This window comes from Pseudomonas khavaziana, assembly GCF_036704165.1.
GTDB lineage: Bacteria > Pseudomonadota > Gammaproteobacteria > Pseudomonadales > Pseudomonadaceae > Aquipseudomonas > Aquipseudomonas khavaziana.
The window spans coordinates 1,909,669-1,925,600 of sequence record NZ_CP129946.1 but is presented as its reverse complement, the minus strand read 5'-3'; the positions used below and the strand labels follow the sequence as shown (position 1 = coordinate 1,925,600).

The 15,932-nt window shown below is 60.9% G+C and carries 16 protein-coding genes; 7 read left to right on the top strand and 9 right to left on the bottom strand.

The window, feature by feature from the left end; genetic code table 11:
- Nucleotides 1–50: 50 nt before the first annotated feature.
- The 4 genes from QYQ93_RS08540 to QYQ93_RS08525 form a co-directional block, all read right to left on the bottom strand.
- Nucleotides 51–344, bottom strand: a complete 294-nt coding sequence (locus QYQ93_RS08540; RefSeq protein WP_014717482.1) for a YcgL domain-containing protein — start codon at nt 342–344, stop codon at nt 51–53.
- On the bottom strand, nt 341–1,474 hold the full coding sequence (gene rnd / locus QYQ93_RS08535; RefSeq protein ID WP_043046477.1) for a ribonuclease D: 1,134 nt from the start codon (nt 1,472–1,474) through the stop codon (nt 341–343). Before rnd ends, QYQ93_RS08540 begins: the two co-directional genes overlap by 4 nt.
- A gap of 122 nt (nt 1,475–1,596) precedes the next feature.
- Complete coding sequence (locus QYQ93_RS08530; protein WP_338476722.1) at nt 1,597–2,196, bottom strand: class I SAM-dependent methyltransferase; 600 nt, start codon at nt 2,194–2,196, stop codon at nt 1,597–1,599.
- Between the two features lie 101 nt (nt 2,197–2,297).
- Nucleotides 2,298–3,668: a glutamine synthetase family protein gene (locus tag QYQ93_RS08525; RefSeq protein WP_338476721.1), complete on the bottom strand. Its 1,371-nt coding sequence runs from the start codon at nt 3,666–3,668 to the stop codon at nt 2,298–2,300.
- A 377-nt stretch (nt 3,669–4,045) separates the two neighbouring features.
- Between QYQ93_RS08525 and QYQ93_RS08520 the strand changes: the two genes are divergently transcribed.
- Complete coding sequence (locus QYQ93_RS08520; RefSeq protein ID WP_338476720.1) at nt 4,046–4,819, top strand: transporter substrate-binding domain-containing protein; 774 nt, start codon at nt 4,046–4,048, stop codon at nt 4,817–4,819.
- A gap of 138 nt (nt 4,820–4,957) precedes the next feature.
- On the opposite strand, the gene cynR is transcribed toward QYQ93_RS08520, so the two are convergent.
- Entirely contained in the window at nt 4,958–5,842 is an 885-nt protein-coding gene (cynR, locus tag QYQ93_RS08515; RefSeq protein ID WP_338476719.1) for a transcriptional regulator CynR, read from the bottom strand.
- A 112-nt stretch (nt 5,843–5,954) separates the two neighbouring features.
- Between cynR and QYQ93_RS08510 the strand changes: the two genes are divergently transcribed.
- Genes QYQ93_RS08510 through QYQ93_RS08500 form a run of 3 tightly spaced genes read left to right on the top strand, consistent with a single transcriptional unit; the run spans nt 5,955 to nt 7,990 of the window.
- Nucleotides 5,955–6,596: a carbonic anhydrase gene (locus QYQ93_RS08510; protein ID WP_338476717.1), complete on the top strand. Its 642-nt coding sequence runs from the start codon at nt 5,955–5,957 to the stop codon at nt 6,594–6,596.
- A 28-nt stretch (nt 6,597–6,624) separates the two neighbouring features.
- Nucleotides 6,625–7,095, top strand: coding sequence for a cyanase (cynS, locus tag QYQ93_RS08505; protein ID WP_043046469.1), 471 nt, complete (start codon nt 6,625–6,627; stop codon nt 7,093–7,095).
- Between the two features lie 55 nt (nt 7,096–7,150).
- The gene (locus QYQ93_RS08500) at nt 7,151–7,990 is read left to right on the top strand and encodes a cache domain-containing protein (RefSeq protein WP_043046467.1); all 840 of its coding nucleotides are present in this window, start codon (nt 7,151–7,153) and stop codon (nt 7,988–7,990) included.
- 982 nt (nt 7,991–8,972) lie between these two features.
- Here QYQ93_RS08500 and QYQ93_RS08490 read toward each other — a convergent pair.
- Both QYQ93_RS08490 and pobA read right to left on the bottom strand, forming a co-directional pair.
- Entirely contained in the window at nt 8,973–10,490 is a 1,518-nt protein-coding gene (locus QYQ93_RS08490; protein WP_043046466.1) for an MDR family MFS transporter, read from the bottom strand.
- Between the two features lie 66 nt (nt 10,491–10,556).
- Nucleotides 10,557–11,741 (bottom strand): 4-hydroxybenzoate 3-monooxygenase, encoded by a 1,185-nt coding sequence (gene pobA, locus QYQ93_RS08485; protein WP_338477243.1) that lies wholly within the window; start codon nt 11,739–11,741, stop codon nt 10,557–10,559.
- A gap of 189 nt (nt 11,742–11,930) precedes the next feature.
- Here pobA and QYQ93_RS08480 point away from each other — a divergent pair, with 189 nt between their 5' ends.
- Entirely contained in the window at nt 11,931–12,815 is an 885-nt protein-coding gene (locus tag QYQ93_RS08480) for a helix-turn-helix domain-containing protein (RefSeq protein WP_043046464.1), read from the top strand.
- On the opposite strand, the gene QYQ93_RS08475 is transcribed toward QYQ93_RS08480, so the two are convergent.
- Entirely contained in the window at nt 12,799–12,978 is a 180-nt protein-coding gene (locus QYQ93_RS08475; RefSeq protein WP_043046463.1) for a hypothetical protein, read from the bottom strand. The two genes, QYQ93_RS08480 and QYQ93_RS08475, sit on opposite strands and share 17 nt — an antisense overlap.
- A 101-nt stretch (nt 12,979–13,079) precedes the next feature.
- Nucleotides 13,080–13,985 (bottom strand): LysR family transcriptional regulator, encoded by a 906-nt coding sequence (locus QYQ93_RS08470; RefSeq protein WP_043046462.1) that lies wholly within the window; start codon nt 13,983–13,985, stop codon nt 13,080–13,082.
- 105 nt (nt 13,986–14,090) lie between these two features.
- Here QYQ93_RS08470 and QYQ93_RS08465 point away from each other — a divergent pair, with 105 nt between their 5' ends.
- The gene (locus QYQ93_RS08465; protein WP_338476715.1) at nt 14,091–14,957 is read left to right on the top strand and encodes an MBL fold metallo-hydrolase; all 867 of its coding nucleotides are present in this window, start codon (nt 14,091–14,093) and stop codon (nt 14,955–14,957) included.
- 34 nt (nt 14,958–14,991) lie between these two features.
- A complete protein-coding gene (locus QYQ93_RS08460; protein ID WP_043046459.1) occupies nt 14,992–15,606 on the top strand; it encodes an NAD(P)-dependent oxidoreductase in 615 nt (204 codons plus the stop codon).
- The last annotated feature ends 326 nt before the right edge of the window (nt 15,607–15,932 follow it).

Below are 15,932 nucleotides of genomic sequence, written 5' to 3'. Positions count from 1 at the left end.
TCTAATACGATTCCATTTAAAGCCTGCGCCCTGATGCGGGCACTGATCGATCACATCGGGTCGTTGCGGCGCAACAGCTCTTCGGGCAAGTGCTCGATGTACTCGTCCTCGGCCGGCGGCATTTGCAGGTGGTAGCCCTGCTTGTCGAGGTTTTCCAGCACCACCGTGATGTCCTCGCGGGACAACTTGCGCTCCGGCGTCAGCACCATGTCGAAGGCGTGATGGGCCTTGCCGAAGGCTTCCATCAAGGGTTCAGGCACGCGCTCCAGGGCGTCGCTTTTGAGCACGTAGAGGTACATGCCGTCTTTTTTCTTGCTGCGATAGATGGAGCAAATACGTTTCAAGGCTGTTCTCCGGCGGTGGCCAGGCTGTCGAGCAGCGCCTGGCCCATCAGCTCGCGACGCCAGCCACGCAGCGAGTCTGGCAATTGATAAGGCCCATCGGGATAGCCGCTTTTAACCAGGGCTTCGAGGGTTTTCTTGCGCAGCATCAGTTCCGGCGCCATGTCCAGGCGCTCGGCGAACGTCTGGCCCAGGGCGCGCAGTTGCTTGATCAGCGTGGCTGCGTCCACCGGCAAAGGCTCGGCGACGGCCGGAGGCCACTGGTCCATCGGCACGCTGCCGGCTCGCTTGATCAGGTCCAGCAGGAATTGGCCGTCCTGGCGCACGGTGCGTGGGTGCATGTCTTCGATCTTGCCCAGCGCTGCCAGGTTATCCGGCTGGGATTTAGCCAGCGGCCACAACGAGTGCTCGCGAATGATGCGGTTGCGCGGCAGGTCACGTGCTCGGGCCTGCTGCTCGCGCCAGGCGCACAGTTCACGCAGCACGGCGAGTTGGGCGCGGGACAGCTTCCATGCCAGCTTGGCATCGCGGTAGACCTCGTAAGGGTCGATCTCACGGCGCAGGTTGGCCACCAGTTCGGCGCCGTCTTCCAGTACCCAGGCGTACTTGTCATCCGATAGCCGGGGGCGCAGGCGGATATACACCTCGGCCAGGTGCACCGCGTCTTCGGCGGCGTAGCTGACCTGCGTCTCCGACAACGGCCGCTGCAGCCAGTCAGAGCGGGTTTCGCCCTTGGGCAGCTCGATATCCAGCACGGCTTGGACCAGGCGCGAGTAGCCCATGGAGAAACCGAGGTTCAGGTAAGCCGCAGCCAATTGGGTGTCGAACAGCGGCACCGGCAGGCTGCCGGTCAGGCGCAGCAGCACTTCCAGATCTTCGCTGCAGGCATGCACCACCTTGATCACCGCCGGGTTTTCCAGCAAGGCGGCCAAGGGTTGCCAATTATCGATAGTCAGCGGATCAATCAGGTACGCGCGGATGCCATCACCAATCTGGATCAGCCCGGCAATGGGATAAAAGGTGTCGACCCGCATGAATTCGGTGTCGAGGGCGACGAATGGCAACTGCTGCCATTCGGCGCAATGCTGGCCGAGGCTATCGTTGTCGCAGATCCAGTGAATATCGATGGCCACACGGCTCTCCCTTGAAGAATGGCGCGCAGTATATATCGCGAAAGGGACTTGCGAGCATCCGTAGTGCACACAGCATCATGAAAACTCCGACAGTGGACGAAGAATAGTCCGACAAATGGAAGTTATCCTCTCTTACGGAGAACGTACACGCACCGCAGCCTGGAGCCCGGCAGGAACTCCTGATAATTCAGAATCTTGAAGCCTGCCCGGCGAAACTCGTCTTCCACCGGTGTTCCTGCGCTGACAGAAACAATGACCGTGTCGCGGCTGACGCGATGAAACTCGCGTAGCAAGATTGATCGCACCTCGCTGCAGCGCACATGCCGAAATAATTCCAGGCAGAAAATGCAGTCCACCGCATTCGCCGACAGGCCAATGGAGAACGCCGAGCCCTGAAATGTCTTTACACGTTTGAGCAGCGTCCCCGGGTGGTGGGTACGAGCATGGTCGAGCATGGGCTGGGAGTGGTCCGAGGCCAGGATCACCCGGTTGACATGCTCTGCCAACACCGGCCAGAAACGCCCCGAACCACACGCCAGGTCAAGGACGAGCCCCGGCTCGCCGGCCACCTTCAGCGCATGGCGCACCAGCCGTGCATCGCGCCAAGCCCCCAGGCGCTGCAACAGCCGGGGTGGGCGCGAGTCACCGCAGACCCTGGCGTGCTCACGGTCACAGCGCTCAGTGAATTCGATCTCGATGGAGGGTGGGGGTTGTGGCAACATCGCGGGCTCATGTGGGTAAAACGGTAGTGAACGATCTTGACCCGCAGCTTAACCACCGCAACGTGAAAAAAAGGTCGAAAGCCTCACTACCGTGAAATCGGTCACGCCTGGTGCAGGTACCAACGCCAATCCTGCTCACCGACCTCGCCCATGAACTGGCGGTATTCCTCGCGTTTAACCGCCAGATAGACGCCGAGGAACTCACCGCCGAACGCATCCCGTGCCCAACTTGACCCCTCAAGTGCGCGCAGAGTGGTCAGCCAATCCGTAGGCAGCAACGCCTTGGCCTGGGCGTAGCCGTTGCCTTCCACCGGGGCACCGGGGTCGCGCTGTTCGCGGATGCCGCGGTGGATGCCGGCAAGAATCGCAGCGGCCGCCAGGTAAGGATTGGCGTCTGCCCCGCAAATGCGATGCTCGATATGCCGGGAATGGGCCGGGCCACCGGGCACGCGCAGGCTGACGGTGCGGTTGTCCACGCCCCAGGTGGCGGCCAGGGGCGCGTAGCTGTTGGTCTGGAAACGCCGATAAGAGTTGGCGTTAGGGCAGAACATCAGCAACGAATCAAGCAAGGTGTCGAGCATGCCGCCCACCGCCTGGCGCAACAGCGGCGTGCCATCAGCCGCCTCGCTGGCGAACAGGTTATGGCCCTGGGCATCGGCCAGGCTGACATGCATATGCATGCCGGTGCCGGCCAGATCATCGAATGGCTTGGCCATGAAACACGCCGTCATCCCATGCTTGTGGGCCACGCCCTTGACCAGGCGTTTGTAGCGCACCGCCTCGTCCATCGCCTGCAACGCGTCAGTGCGATGTTCGAGGGTAATTTCAACCTGGCCCGGAGCGTATTCGGAGATCGCCGTGCGCGCCGGGATACCTTGAAGTTTGCAGGCGCTGTAGAGGTCGGCGAGAAACGGCTCGATCTGTTCCAGTTCGCGCAGGCCGTAGACCTGGGTCGAACGTGGACGCTTGCCGTCCGCGTCCCGCGCCGGTTGCGGGCGGCCGTTGCTGTCGGGCTTCTGGTCGAGCAGGTAGAACTCCAGCTCTGCGGCCATCACCGGGTAATACCCGTCAGCCTTGAGGGCATCGATGACCTTGGCCAGCAGGTGCCGGGGGTCGGCAACGGTGGCGGGTAAACCTTCAGTGGGGTGCATGCTGACTTGCACCGCAGCGGTTGGGATCAAGCGCCAGGGCATGCGCTGCAGACTGCCGCTGATCGGGTAGGCGCGACAGTCGATATCGCCCACGTCCCATACCAGCCCGGAGTCATCTACGTCGTCGCCATTGACGGTCAAGCCGAGGATGGTGCTGGGCAGTGGCCGGCCGGTTTCGTACACCGCCAGCAGCTCGTCGCGGTGCAGCAGCTTGCCGCGTGGTACGCCGTTGTTGTCGAGGATAAACAGCTCGAACAGCTCGATGTCCGGGTTCTGTTCAAGGAACGCCTGGGCTTCGTCCAGGCTGGCAAAATCTTTCATGGGAATTCTCATACGTTTGGGTCAGGCAGATGCGCACAAGTGCGTCATCCTTTGGATAGATCAACGTAGGAAAAAGGTATCGGGTGGGCGTGCGTGTCGGCAGTGAAACAAGGCCCAGAAGGCCAGTTCGCAGGGTAGCGCCTCAATATCGGCCGGGCCGGGCACGGGCAATGTCGCGGGATGAGGGGAAGAACCGTCCATGCGCAAATCACATTGAGGTAGATGCCCGGCACCTTAGCACGCGTTGGTCGCGAGTTAGATCCAGGTTCTATAACGTTTTGTTGCAATGCGGCCAAACATTCGCCGCCCCTTGCTACCTTGGCGCTCTGCTGGAAATAATGGCTGCCCCCCGCATGGCCTCCAAGGATTCGACTCCCATGAAAGTGCCTCTAGCCCTCTGTGTACTGGCGACCCTGGCAAGCACCGCCCAGGCCGACACCACCGCCTCGCGCCTGGATGAAGTACTTCAGCGCGGCACCCTTACCGTCTGCACCACCGGCGACTATAAGCCCTACACCTCGTTGCGTACCGACGGCCGCTATGAAGGCATTGACATTGCCATGGCCGAATCCCTGGCCAAGAGCCTCAACGCCAAGGTCAACTGGGTGCCTACGACCTGGAAAACCCTGATGCCGGACTTCCTTGCCCAACGTTGCGACATCGCCGTGGGCGGTATTTCCGTGTCGCTGGAGCGCCAGAAACAAGCCTTCTTCAGCCAGTCCCTCGGAGTCGACGGCAAGATCCCGCTGGTGCGCTGCGCCGACGTGCAGCGCTACCAGACAGTCGAACAGATCAATCAGCCTCAGGTGCGGGTGATCGAGCCGGCAGGCGGCACCAACGAAGTGTTTGCCCGCACCCACCTGGCCAAAACGCAGATTCGCCTGCATGACAATGTGACGATTTTTGACCAATTGCTGGCAGGCAAGGCCGACGTGATGATCACCGACGCCAGCGAGGCGCGCTACCAGCAGAAGCTCAAGCCTGGGTTGTGTGCGGTCAACCCGGAGCAACCGATGCAATACAGTGAAAAAGCCTTCCTGCTGCCTCGGGATGATGTGGCCTGGAAGAGCTATGTGGATCAGTGGCTGCATCTGAGCGTAGCAACCGGTGTGTATGCGCAAGTGGTCAGTCAGTGGTTGGCTGCGCCTTGATGGCGATCCAACGGGTACACAGCGGTCTAAATGTGGGAGGGGGGCTTGCCCCCGATATAGGTTGCAGTGGCTCAGCTAATAAATCTGCACCTGACACACCGCTATCGGGAGCAAGCCCCCTCCCACATTTTGATTGTCTTACACCAGGTAAATCGCGCTTGCCCCTCCACTCGGCGCCTTGATCGACTCGACGAACGCCCTGCAGGCGGCACTGCGGTAGGCGCCCTTGCGGCTCAATAGTGCGGCAGTACGCTGCGGCAACGGTGGGTCGATGATCACGGCGTGCAAGCCCGTCTGCGCCTCGGCCAGTGCCTGGGGCAGGACGGTTGCCAGTGGCGTATTGCGCACGATTTCGATGATTGCGCTGATGGAGTTGGCTTCCATGGCGATGCGGGGTTTCACACCTTGCCGGCGGCAATAGTCATCGATATGACGGCGGGTGGCGAAGCCCGTATTCAGTAGCACCAGCGGCTGCTCGAGCCAATCGAGGCGATTCAATTCGGAGTGTGTGCTCCCCACGACCACACTCAACTCTTCGACAAATAGCGCCTCACACTCGATGTCTGGCCCATGCTCGCCGGTAAATCCGATGCCGATATCCAGCAGATCCTCGCCCAGGGCGACTTCGATGCGGTCCTGGGTCAGTTCTTCGATGCTCAAAGTAATGCCCGGATACAGCCGGTTGAACCGCGCCAGCAGCGGGCCGATCAGGTAGGCGGTAAAGGTCGGCGTCATCGCCAGGCGCAAATGCCCGCGGCTGAGGTCTTGCACATCGTGAATGGCGCGCTTGCCGGCCTGCAGGTCCTGCAACGCCAGCCGGGCAAAACGCACATAAGCCTGCCCTGCATCGGTCAGGCTGATGCTGCGCCCGGAGCGGTCAAGCAGTGGCGCCCCCAGGCTTTCTTCAAGTTGCTTGATCTGCTGCGACAAGGTCGGTTGCGATACATGCAACGCTTCGGCTGCGCGGGTGAAATTGCGGTGCTCGGCGACGGCCAGCAAATAACGGATATGGCGCAACAGCATCGACAATGCTCCAGCTATAGGAACGACTTATAGAAAGCATAATAAACCGGTCTTGGACGCTATAGCTGAAAACTTCCATCCTTGCCCCACCAGCGACGCAAGGAGAACCACTATGCAGCATCTCATCGACGGCTTTCGCAAATTCCAGGCTGAAGCCTTTACCCAGCGCAGCGACCTGTTCAAACACCTGGCGACCACGCAAAACCCTGGCACCTTGTTCGTGTCCTGCTCCGACAGCCGTGTAGTCCCGGAGCTTTTGATCCAGCAGGAGCCCGGCGATCTGTTCGTCATCCGCAATGCCGGCAACATAGTACCGTCCTACGGGCCGGAGCCGGGCGGCGTGTCAGCCACGGTCGAATATGCGGTCGCGGTACTCGGCGTCAGCGACATTGTGATCTGCGGACATTCGGACTGCGGCGCAATGACCGCGATTTCCACCTGCACATGCCTGGACCACTTGCCGGCCGTGGCCAACTGGTTACGCCATGCCGAGTCGGCCAAGGTGATCAACGCCTCACGCCAGCACGTCTCGGACGCTGCACGCCTGGAGGCATTGGTGCGCGAAAACGTAGTCGCCCAATTGGCTAATCTCAAGACCCACCCCAGCGTAGCCCTGGCCCTGGAACAAGGCCGGATGAACCTGCATGGCTGGGTCTATGACATCGAAACCGGCGGCATCGACGCTTTGGATGGGCGCACCGGGCGCTTCGTCTCCCTGCTCGACCATCCAGCCACCCGTGCCCACGCCGCCTGAACCTGACTTAAACCAAGAGGACGTCACCATGTTGCAATCCCAATTCGCCCAAACCCCACGCCTGGCCCTGGCGGACACCATTATCGACCTCAAGGCGCGCAAGAACCTGTCCTGGCAGGACCTCACCGACGGCACCGGCCTGAGCCTGGCCTTCGTCACGGCCGCCCTGCTCGGCCAGCACCCGCTGCCCAAGGACGCCGCAGACATCGTGTGCGGCAAACTCGGCCTCGACCAGGACGCCAGCCGCCTGCTGCAAAGCGTGCCTCTGCGCGGCAGCTTCCCGAGCGGTGTGCCGACGGATCCGACCATGTACCGTTTCTACGAAATGCTGCAGGTCTACGGCTCCACCCTCAAAGCCTTGGTGCATGAGCAGTTTGGCGACGGCATCATCAGCGCCATCAATTTCAAGCTGGACATCAAGAAAGTCGAAGACCCGGACGGCGGTTCCCGTGCGGTCATCACCCTGGACGGCAAATACCTGCCGACCAAACCCTTCTGATTTCCCGGCAACCGTCTACGCTCTTGGCACATCAACAAGATCGAGGGACGGGTAAATGAACATACTGCTTCGAATCACCTGGCTGCTGCTGTTGTGTTGCAGCCAGGTGCATGCCGACCCGGCTCAAGAAGCGGACGCCCAAGCCGCCAAGGCCCTGCTGGAAAAGGCCTTGGCGTACTACCACCAGCAAGGCGACAAAGCCTTTGCCGCGTTCAGCCGCCAAGGCGAATTCATCGACCAGGACCGCTATGTGTTTGTGGTCGATACCCGGGGCGTACTGCTCGCCAGTGGCGGCCCCTCCTCTGCACTGATCGGTCGCGATGTGTCCGAGGTACTCGGGCCGGATTTGCGTCAGTCATTCAAGGACACGCTCAAGGTGCCCGAAGGCCAGGGCATCCAGCAGGCTGACTATCGTTGGCAGAACTGGAATGACGGCAAGGTCGAACACAAGCACGTGTTTTATCAGCGGGTAGGCGAACGCATCCTCGCGGTGGGCTATTACCTGCCCCGAGCCACACCGGAACAGGCACTGGCACTGCGCAACAGGGCTGTGAATGCGCTGGTGAAGGATGAAACCGGCACGCTCAAGGCGATCAATTCCTTGCGGGGCGGTTTCCTGCAGGATGACCTGTATGTGTTTGTGATCGACCTGGATACCCAGCGTTATGTGGCCCACGGTACCAACCTGCGCCTGGTCAATACCGACTTCGGCAAAATCAAGGATCCGGACGGCAAGCCGGTGGGTGAGCCGATCCTCCAGCTGATGGCCGAGCAAGACCAGGGGGAATACAAGTACCGCTGGAAGAACCCGGTGACCGGCAAGGTCGAGAACAAGCACGCTTATGTGCGCAAGACCGGGCATTTCATGGTGGCGGTGGGTTACTACAGCCCCTGACCTGGAATGCAATTAAAATGTGGGAGCCCCCACCACATCTTCGATGTGACGCTGTCGCGCATCAAACTAGGGAGCTTGCTCCCGTGGCGGCCTGACAGCCGAGCAGGATGTTGGTTTTCGGCCTGGGTACATATCCGTTATTTGGGTAACGGCCACTTATGGTTCCGCTTTTACAGCGGGTCACTTTCGAAAAGCGCGAAAGTAACCAAAGCGCTTTTGCCCCACCACTCGGCACCTCGCCTAGGCTCGGTGTGCCCTCACTCCGGCTTGAATCCGTGGGCCGCCGTCATGGGCCATCCCTGGCCCAGGACGGCTAACCCGGCGTCCTGCCGGGTTACCCACGGCTTCAAGCCTGCGTTCGGCCAGCGTGGTTTAACGGGGCGCCTAAGATCAAAAGCAAGATCAAGAGCGACTCGCTGCGCATCGCAGATACGCCGGCGGCGCTTTTGCTTTTCTGTAGGAGCGAGCTTGCTCGCGAAAAACCTGAGAACGCCGCGTTCTTTCTGGTTTCCCGTGTCATCGCTAACGACCTTCGCGGGCAAGCCCGCTCCCACAGGGGTACGCGCACGCTTCAACGATCAGGTCGGCTATAAGGCCGCCTCGCTGTGTTTTTGATCTCAGGCGCCCCGTTAAACCACGCTGGCCCAAATCCCTATCGGATTACGGGCACACCGAGCCCGGGCGAGGTGCCGAGTGGTGGGGCAAGAGCGTTTTGCTTACTTTGCCGCTTTTGCAAAGTGAGCCGCCGTAAGGGCGGAACCTATAGTGGCCGTTACCTAAGCAACGGATATGTACTCGCCCCAACAACCCAACAACCCGGTCACATCGTCGACGTGGCGCCGTCGCGCAGCAACCCGGGCCGCCGCCAAAATATCCGGCGTTAAGACTAAATTTTAACTCTTTAAAATCAGTAGATTATTTGAAGCTTGATAAGAGGGGGCTTGCTCCCTCCCACATTTTGATCTCCTACATTCAGTTGGACCTAGCGGGCTTTGTCTTCCCGGCCGCGCAGCACCCGGTTCGGCATCGCTATCGCCGCCGCCAACCCGAGCAACGACACCGCCGCGCTCACCATCAGCAAATGCCGGAACGTCACCGCCAACTCGCCACGCAACGCATCCTGGGCCGGGCCTGGGGCGGCATTGAGGCCGTCGAGCAAGACGTTGCCGGAACTGCCTTCGGCCACCAGTGCGCCGCTGGCCAACTGGGCAAAACTGGAATCGTGCAACAGCGCCAGCAGCAGCGCCGACATGCACGCCACCCCGACGGCCCCACCCAGGGAGCGGAACAGGTTGGTGGTGCTGGTGGCGACGCCGATGTCCCGTTGCTCCACCGAGTTCTGCGTGCCTACCAATGAGGTGGGGAACTGCATGCCCGCGGCGATCCCGCACAGCAACATGAACACGGCGGTGATCACCACCGCCTGGGGCGCGCTGTAGGCCATGCCAAGGATGGCCAAGGGGCTCAACAATGCGCCACTGAGGATCATCGGTTTATAGCGGCCGGTCACCGAGGTCATGCGCCCGGCGAAATAAGCCCCCATCGGTAGACCCATCGCCAGCGGCAGCAGGTGCAAAGCCGCACTGTCGGCACCGGAACCGGTCACGGTCTGGTAACGCAGGGGCATCAATACGGTCAGGGAAATCGCCTGGAAGCTGGTGAAAAAAATCGTGCACCAGCACAACACCGCGCTGCGGTTGGCGAACAGGTGCATGGGCAGCAATGGCTCGCGGGCCCGGCGCTCGTGCCACACAAACACGCTCAGCGCCAGCAGTGCGCAGGCCAGCAACCCCAGCACTTCGTCATCGAGCCAATGATGGCCTTGGCCGATTTGCGTGATGCCCAGCAGCAAGGCGGTCAGGCCGATGATCATCAGCACCGTGCCGAGGTAATCGATGATCGGCTTGCGCTGCGGCACCGGCAGCCCCACCAGGGTGCGATGGGCCACGTACCAGGCGCCTGCACCCAATGGCAGGTTGATCAAAAACACCCAGCGCCACGACAGGTACTCGGTCATATAGCCGCCCAGCACCGGCCCGGCCACGCTGGCTACCGCGTACATGCTGCTGAAGTAGCCCTGGTAACGGCCGCGTTCGCGTGGGGGAATGATGTCGCCGATGATTGCCTGGCTGACCGAGATCATCCCGCCGGCACCGATGCCCTGGAGAATCCGCGCCAGCACCAATTGCTCCATGCTCTGCGCCATGCCACAGAACAGCGACGCCAGGGTGAACACGCCCATGCCGATCAGCATCATCGGCCGGCGCCCATACAGGTCGCCGAGCTTGCCGTAGATCGGCACCGCCACGGTCATCGCCACCATGTAGCCGGAGATCACCCAGGCCAGCAGGTTGACGTCATGGAACTGCGCGGAAATGGCCGGCATGGACACCGCGACAATGGTCTGGTCCAAGGCACCCAAGAAGATCGCCATCATCAGCGCAGCAAGGATGCTGCGCACGGCGGGAACGGTTGGAGCGGGCTGATTGGGGTGAGTCACGGCAGAACCTTCGAGCAAGGCCCGCAGGAAAAGGTCGCCCGCGGGAATGCCCGATACGATAGCAGGCTATTCGATAGGCTCGTAAGCAAGCCCGACGTAATTTTCTGCGATGGTTTTGCGCCCGGCCTCGGAGTGAATGAAATAGTCCAGTTCGCTCTCGGCAATACGCTGGCTGAAAGCGTCCGCCTGGGGAAACTGATGCAGCATCGAGGTCATCCACCAGGAAAACCGCTCGGCTTTCCACACCCGGCGCAGGCAGATTGCCGAGTATTTTTCCAGCAAGTCCAGGCGCCCTTCGCGATACACCTTGAGCAGGATCCGGAACAAGCTGCTCACATCGCTGGCCGCCAGGTTCAGGCCCTTGGCGCCGGTGGGCGGGACGATATGCGCGGCGTCGCCGAGCAGGAACAGGCGCCCGTATTGCATGGGCTCCACCACGAAGCTGCGCAGCGGCGCGATGCTCTTTTCAATCGACGGGCCGGTGACCAACTGCTCTGCCAATGCGCTGGGCAGCCGCGCTTTGAGCTCCTCCCAGAAACGTGCATCCGACCATTGCTCCACGACTTCATCCTGCGGCACTTGCAGGTAATAACGGCTGCGCGTCGGTGAACGCATGCTGCACAGGGCAAAGCCCCGTGCGTGTTTGGCGTACACCAGCTCGGCGTGTACCGGCGGTGTGTCGGCGAGCACACCCAGCCAACCGAAGGGGTAGACCCGTTCGAACACCTTCAATGCCTCGGCCGGAATCGACTGACGGGAGATGCCATGGAAGCCATCGCAACCGGCAATGTAGTCGCACTCCAAGCGCCAGGCTTGGCCTTCATGCTCGAACGTCAGCCAGGGCTGCTCACCCTTGAGGTCATGGGGCTGCACATTGGACGCTTCATACAGGGTGGCGGCGCCGGCGGCTGCACGAGCGGCCATCAGGTCGCGGGTGACTTCGGTCTGGCCGTAGATCATCACCGACTGGCCACCGGTCAAGGTCTTGAGGTCGATGGGGAAGAGTCGGCCATTGAGCGCAATGTCAAAACCGTCATGTACCAGCCCCTCGGTGTCCATGCGTTGGCTGACGCCGGCCTCGCGCAGCAGGTCGACCATGCCTTGCTCCAACACGCCGGCACGGATGCGACCTTGCACGTACTCGGCGCTCTGACGCTCTAGGACGAGGGTTTGAATGCCAGCGTTATGCAGCAGTTGGCCGAGCAGCAATCCGGACGGACCGGCACCGATAATGGCAACTTGAGTTTTCAGGGTTTTCATTATTTTTATCGCCTTCACCCTTCATTCGAACGGATCGAGTAAAAGAGTTGTCAGTGGACTTGTGGCTGACATTTTTCACTTGAGTGAGCAGCATAAGAAGGTGAAAACTGCCTCAAAGCCTGCACTTTTCGCCAATCGGGGCGATTACCGAACCACTATCCTGAGTATCGGATTGAAACCATGACCAAAACCGCGATTCCGGTCTTCAAGCTTTACGGGGAAAGCCAGCAGTGGCCGACGCCCGATTTGTTGCACTGCGAAACTATTTCCCGGCGCAGTCGGGAATACCAGTGGGAAATCCAGCCCCACCGGCACGCGGACCTGTGTCAGTTGCTGTATGTGCACAAAGGCCAGGCACAACTGGAAATCGAAGGCCAGCGCACCACCCTCAACGAGTCGAGCCTGCAAGTGCTGCCGCCGCTCTGTGTGCATGGCTTTCGTTTTTCCGAAGATGTACAGGGTTATGTCGTGACCCTCTCGGCGCCGCTGGTCAGCCACTTGCAGGCGCAATTGGGCGACACCATCGATGGTTTGCAAACCCTCGGCAGTTACCCGGCGGGCAAGGACAGCGACTACCTGAACAGGCTGTTTGCCCGTTTGCAGGACGAATACGCCGATGATCAACCGGCCCGGGACATGATGCTGCATGCCCTGGTGAGCGTGCTGCTGGTGTGGGTCAGTCGCCAGGCGATCCAGCGCCGCCATCCCCGGGCACCACGGGGTCGTGAGTATTTCCGCCGCTTCACACAGCTGGTCGAGCAGCATTACCGTGAGCACCCCAAGATTGAAGACTTGGCCCACAAGCTGGGCATCTCGGTCTCACACTTGAATGGCACGTGTCGGGAGTTGGGTGGGCAACCGGCGTTGCAGATCATGCATGATCGCCAGTTGCTGGAAGCCAAGCGCTTGCTGACCTACACCAGCATGACCATCAATGAGATGTCCGAGGTGCTGGGTTTTTCTGACCCGACCAACTTCTCGCGGCTGTTTCGCCGCCGCGTCGGGTTTTCGCCCAAGGCCTTTCGCGAGCAGTTAAAGGCCGAGCAGCCTACCGGAGTGCGCTGAAACTGCCGCTGCGCGGCACGCATTGATCCTGATGGCAACTGATGGCGAACGCCGCCGGCTGCATGCGCGTTTGCTCGACGCGATAGGCGGCAGTGCCATACAGCGCCGTCGCCAATGCGCAGAGGGAGAAAATCGTCAGGTATTTGCGGGTTTTAATACTCATGGCACTGCCCTCCGGACCCGATCTACAGGGTGCTGTTTAAAGCATAGGTCAGCTAGGGCAAGTTGCCATGATTGGTTGCCATTCAGCGCGTTTATAGCGTGTCAGAGCCCGATGTCCCATGCGGGCTCTTCGGGAAACCGCAGCACCAGGAAATCCAGCAGGCTGCGCAGCGCCGAGGGCATGTGCTTGCGCGAGGCATACACCGCATAAATGTTCATCTGCCGCGGCTCAGCTTCTGGTAATAAGCGCACCAGTTCACCACTGCGGATCAAGTCACCGGCCTGGTAACTGGGGAGCATCGCCACCCCTGCCCCGGCCAGGGTGATACGCAATAATGTGCTGGCCTCGTTGGCCGTGATATTGCCGTGCACCGGCACCGACACGTGTTCGCCCCGTTCTTCGAAATGCCACAGGCTCTTGCCGAAATAGGAGTGGGTCAGGCAGTTGTGCCGGGCCAGGTCTTCGACTTTCTGCGGAGCTGGATGCTCGCGCAGATAGCCCGGTGTGGCGCAGACCACCGAGCGGCATACGGTCAAGCGCCGGGCGATCAGGTTCGGGTCCAGGTCATTGCTGGTGCGGATCGCCAGGTCAATGCGCTCATCCACCAGGTTCACCGTGCGATCGAGCATCTGCAGGTCGACCGTCACCAACGGATAGCGTTTGACGTACTCGGCAATGGCCGCGCCCAATTGCGCCTGGCCGAATGAGGTGCTCACACTCAGGCGCAGCAAGCCTCGGGGCGCGTCATCGGGCTCACTGACGGCGGCCTGCATATCACCACACAGTTCCAGCAATTGCCGACAGCGCGGCAGGGTTTCACTGCCGGCGGCGGTGAGGCTGAGCTTGCGTGTGGTGCGGTGCAGCAGCCGCGCGCCGACCCAGTCCTCCAGTTCGGCCAGGTAGCGCGACACCACCGGGCGCGACAGGTCCAGATGATCGGCGGCGGCAGACTGGCTGCCCAGGTCCACCACGGTGACAAACACGCGCATTGCTTGAAGACGATCCATGATTTGCCCGATTTCAGAAACAAACTATGTTCCAGCATCGCATTTTTTGTGGTGTTTTATGCAACTAAGCTCTGTGCATTCCTTACCCATGGCAGGAGCTGCCCGATGTTCTCGACCTTCAAACGCTTGACCCTGGCCACTGCCGCCCTGGCCTTCGCCACCCACGCCGCCGCCGCAGAGCTGAAACTCGACGTCTACAACCCCGGCGAAGCCGCGATCTTCCCGGTCAGTTCGGTGTTGGTCAGCGGCGCCAAAGACGCGATCCTGGTGGATGCGCAATTCGGCAAGGGCCAAGCCGAACAACTGGTGCAAAAGATCCGCGCCAGCGGCAAGCACCTGACCACCATCTACATCAGCCATGGCGACCCGGACTACTACTTCGGCCTCGACACGCTCACCAGCGCCTTCCCCGACGCCAAGGTGCTGGCGCCGCAACCGGTGGTCGACCATATCAACGCCACCGTCGCCGGCAAGCTGGAATTCTGGGGTCCGAAAATGGGCGCCGACAAACCCGCCAGGACCATCGTGCCGCAGGCACTGCAAGGCCACAGCCTGTCTCTTGAAGGGCAACAGCTTGAAGTGATCGGCCTCGACGGCCCGCAGCCGGATCGCAGCTTTGTGTGGATTCCGTCGATCAAGGCCGTGGTCGGTGGCGTGGTCGTCGCAGAAAACATCCACCTGTGGATGGCCGATACCCAGGGCGCGCAGTCCCATAAAGACTGGCTGGCGACCCTCAAGCGTATTGAAGACTTGAAACCGCAGACGGTGATTCCAGGCCATTACCTGGGCACTCCATCGCAGGCCTCGGTGAAATTCACCGCTGACTACATCAAGGCCTTCGACATCGAGACCGCCAAGGCCAAGGATTCTGCCGCCCTGATCGCGGCCATGAAACAGCGTTATCCCACCCTCGCCGACGAGAGCTCGCTGGAACTGAGCGCCAAAGTCGCCAAGGGCGAAATGAAGTGGTGATTGGTTTGAACCCTTAACCCTGTTGGAGAACGTCATGAGCAAGATCGCAATCATTGGGGCCACCGGCCGTGCCGGTAGCCAACTGCTGGAAGAAGCGCTGCGCCGTGGGCATAGCGTCACCGCCATCGCCCGCAACACCGACAAGCTGGGCGTACGCCCAGGCGTCACGGTCAAGCAGGTCGATGCCCTGGACGCCGACGCCCTGCAACACGCCATCAGCGGCAGCGACGTGGTGATCAGCGCCGCACACTTTGCCACCTTGCCTGCCAGCGCCGTGATCGGCCCGGTGAAAAAGGCCGGGGTCAAACGCCTGCTGGTGGTGGGGGGTGCAGGTTCGCTGCTGCTACCGGACGGCAGCCGCGTCATCGACAGCCCGGGCTTCCCGGCAGAGTACAAGGCCGAAGCCAGTGCCGGGGCTGAATTCCTGGAAACGTTGCGTCAGGAAAAAGAGCTGGATTGGACATTCCTGTCGCCCTCTGCCCTGTTCGATGGAACCGAGCGCACCGGTAAGTTCCGTCTGGGCCAGGATGATCTGCTGGTGAGCAGTGACGGTAACAGCTCGATCAGTTTTGCCGACTACGCCATCGCCATGATTGATGAAGTTGAAACACCTAGACACTCGCGTCAGCGCTTCACCGTTGGCTACTGACACCACGCGGTAAAAAATGTGGGAGGGGGCTTGCCCCCGATAGCCATAGGTATCTACACAACTGTGTAGCAGCCGACGGTAACCACGATGCGAAGCGAGCCGCTCTTGATCTTGATCTGCTTTTGATCTTGATCTGCTTTTGATCTTGATCTTAGGCGCCCCGTCAAACCACGCTGGCCGGAATTCGACGTGGATTTGGGGGGTAAACCGGCAGGGATGCCGGTTTAGCCGCCTCGCGCCATGGATGGCGCGTGGCGGCGGCCCCCCAAATCCATGTCGGATTACGGGCACACCGAGCCTAGGCGAGGTGCCGAGTGGTGGGGCAA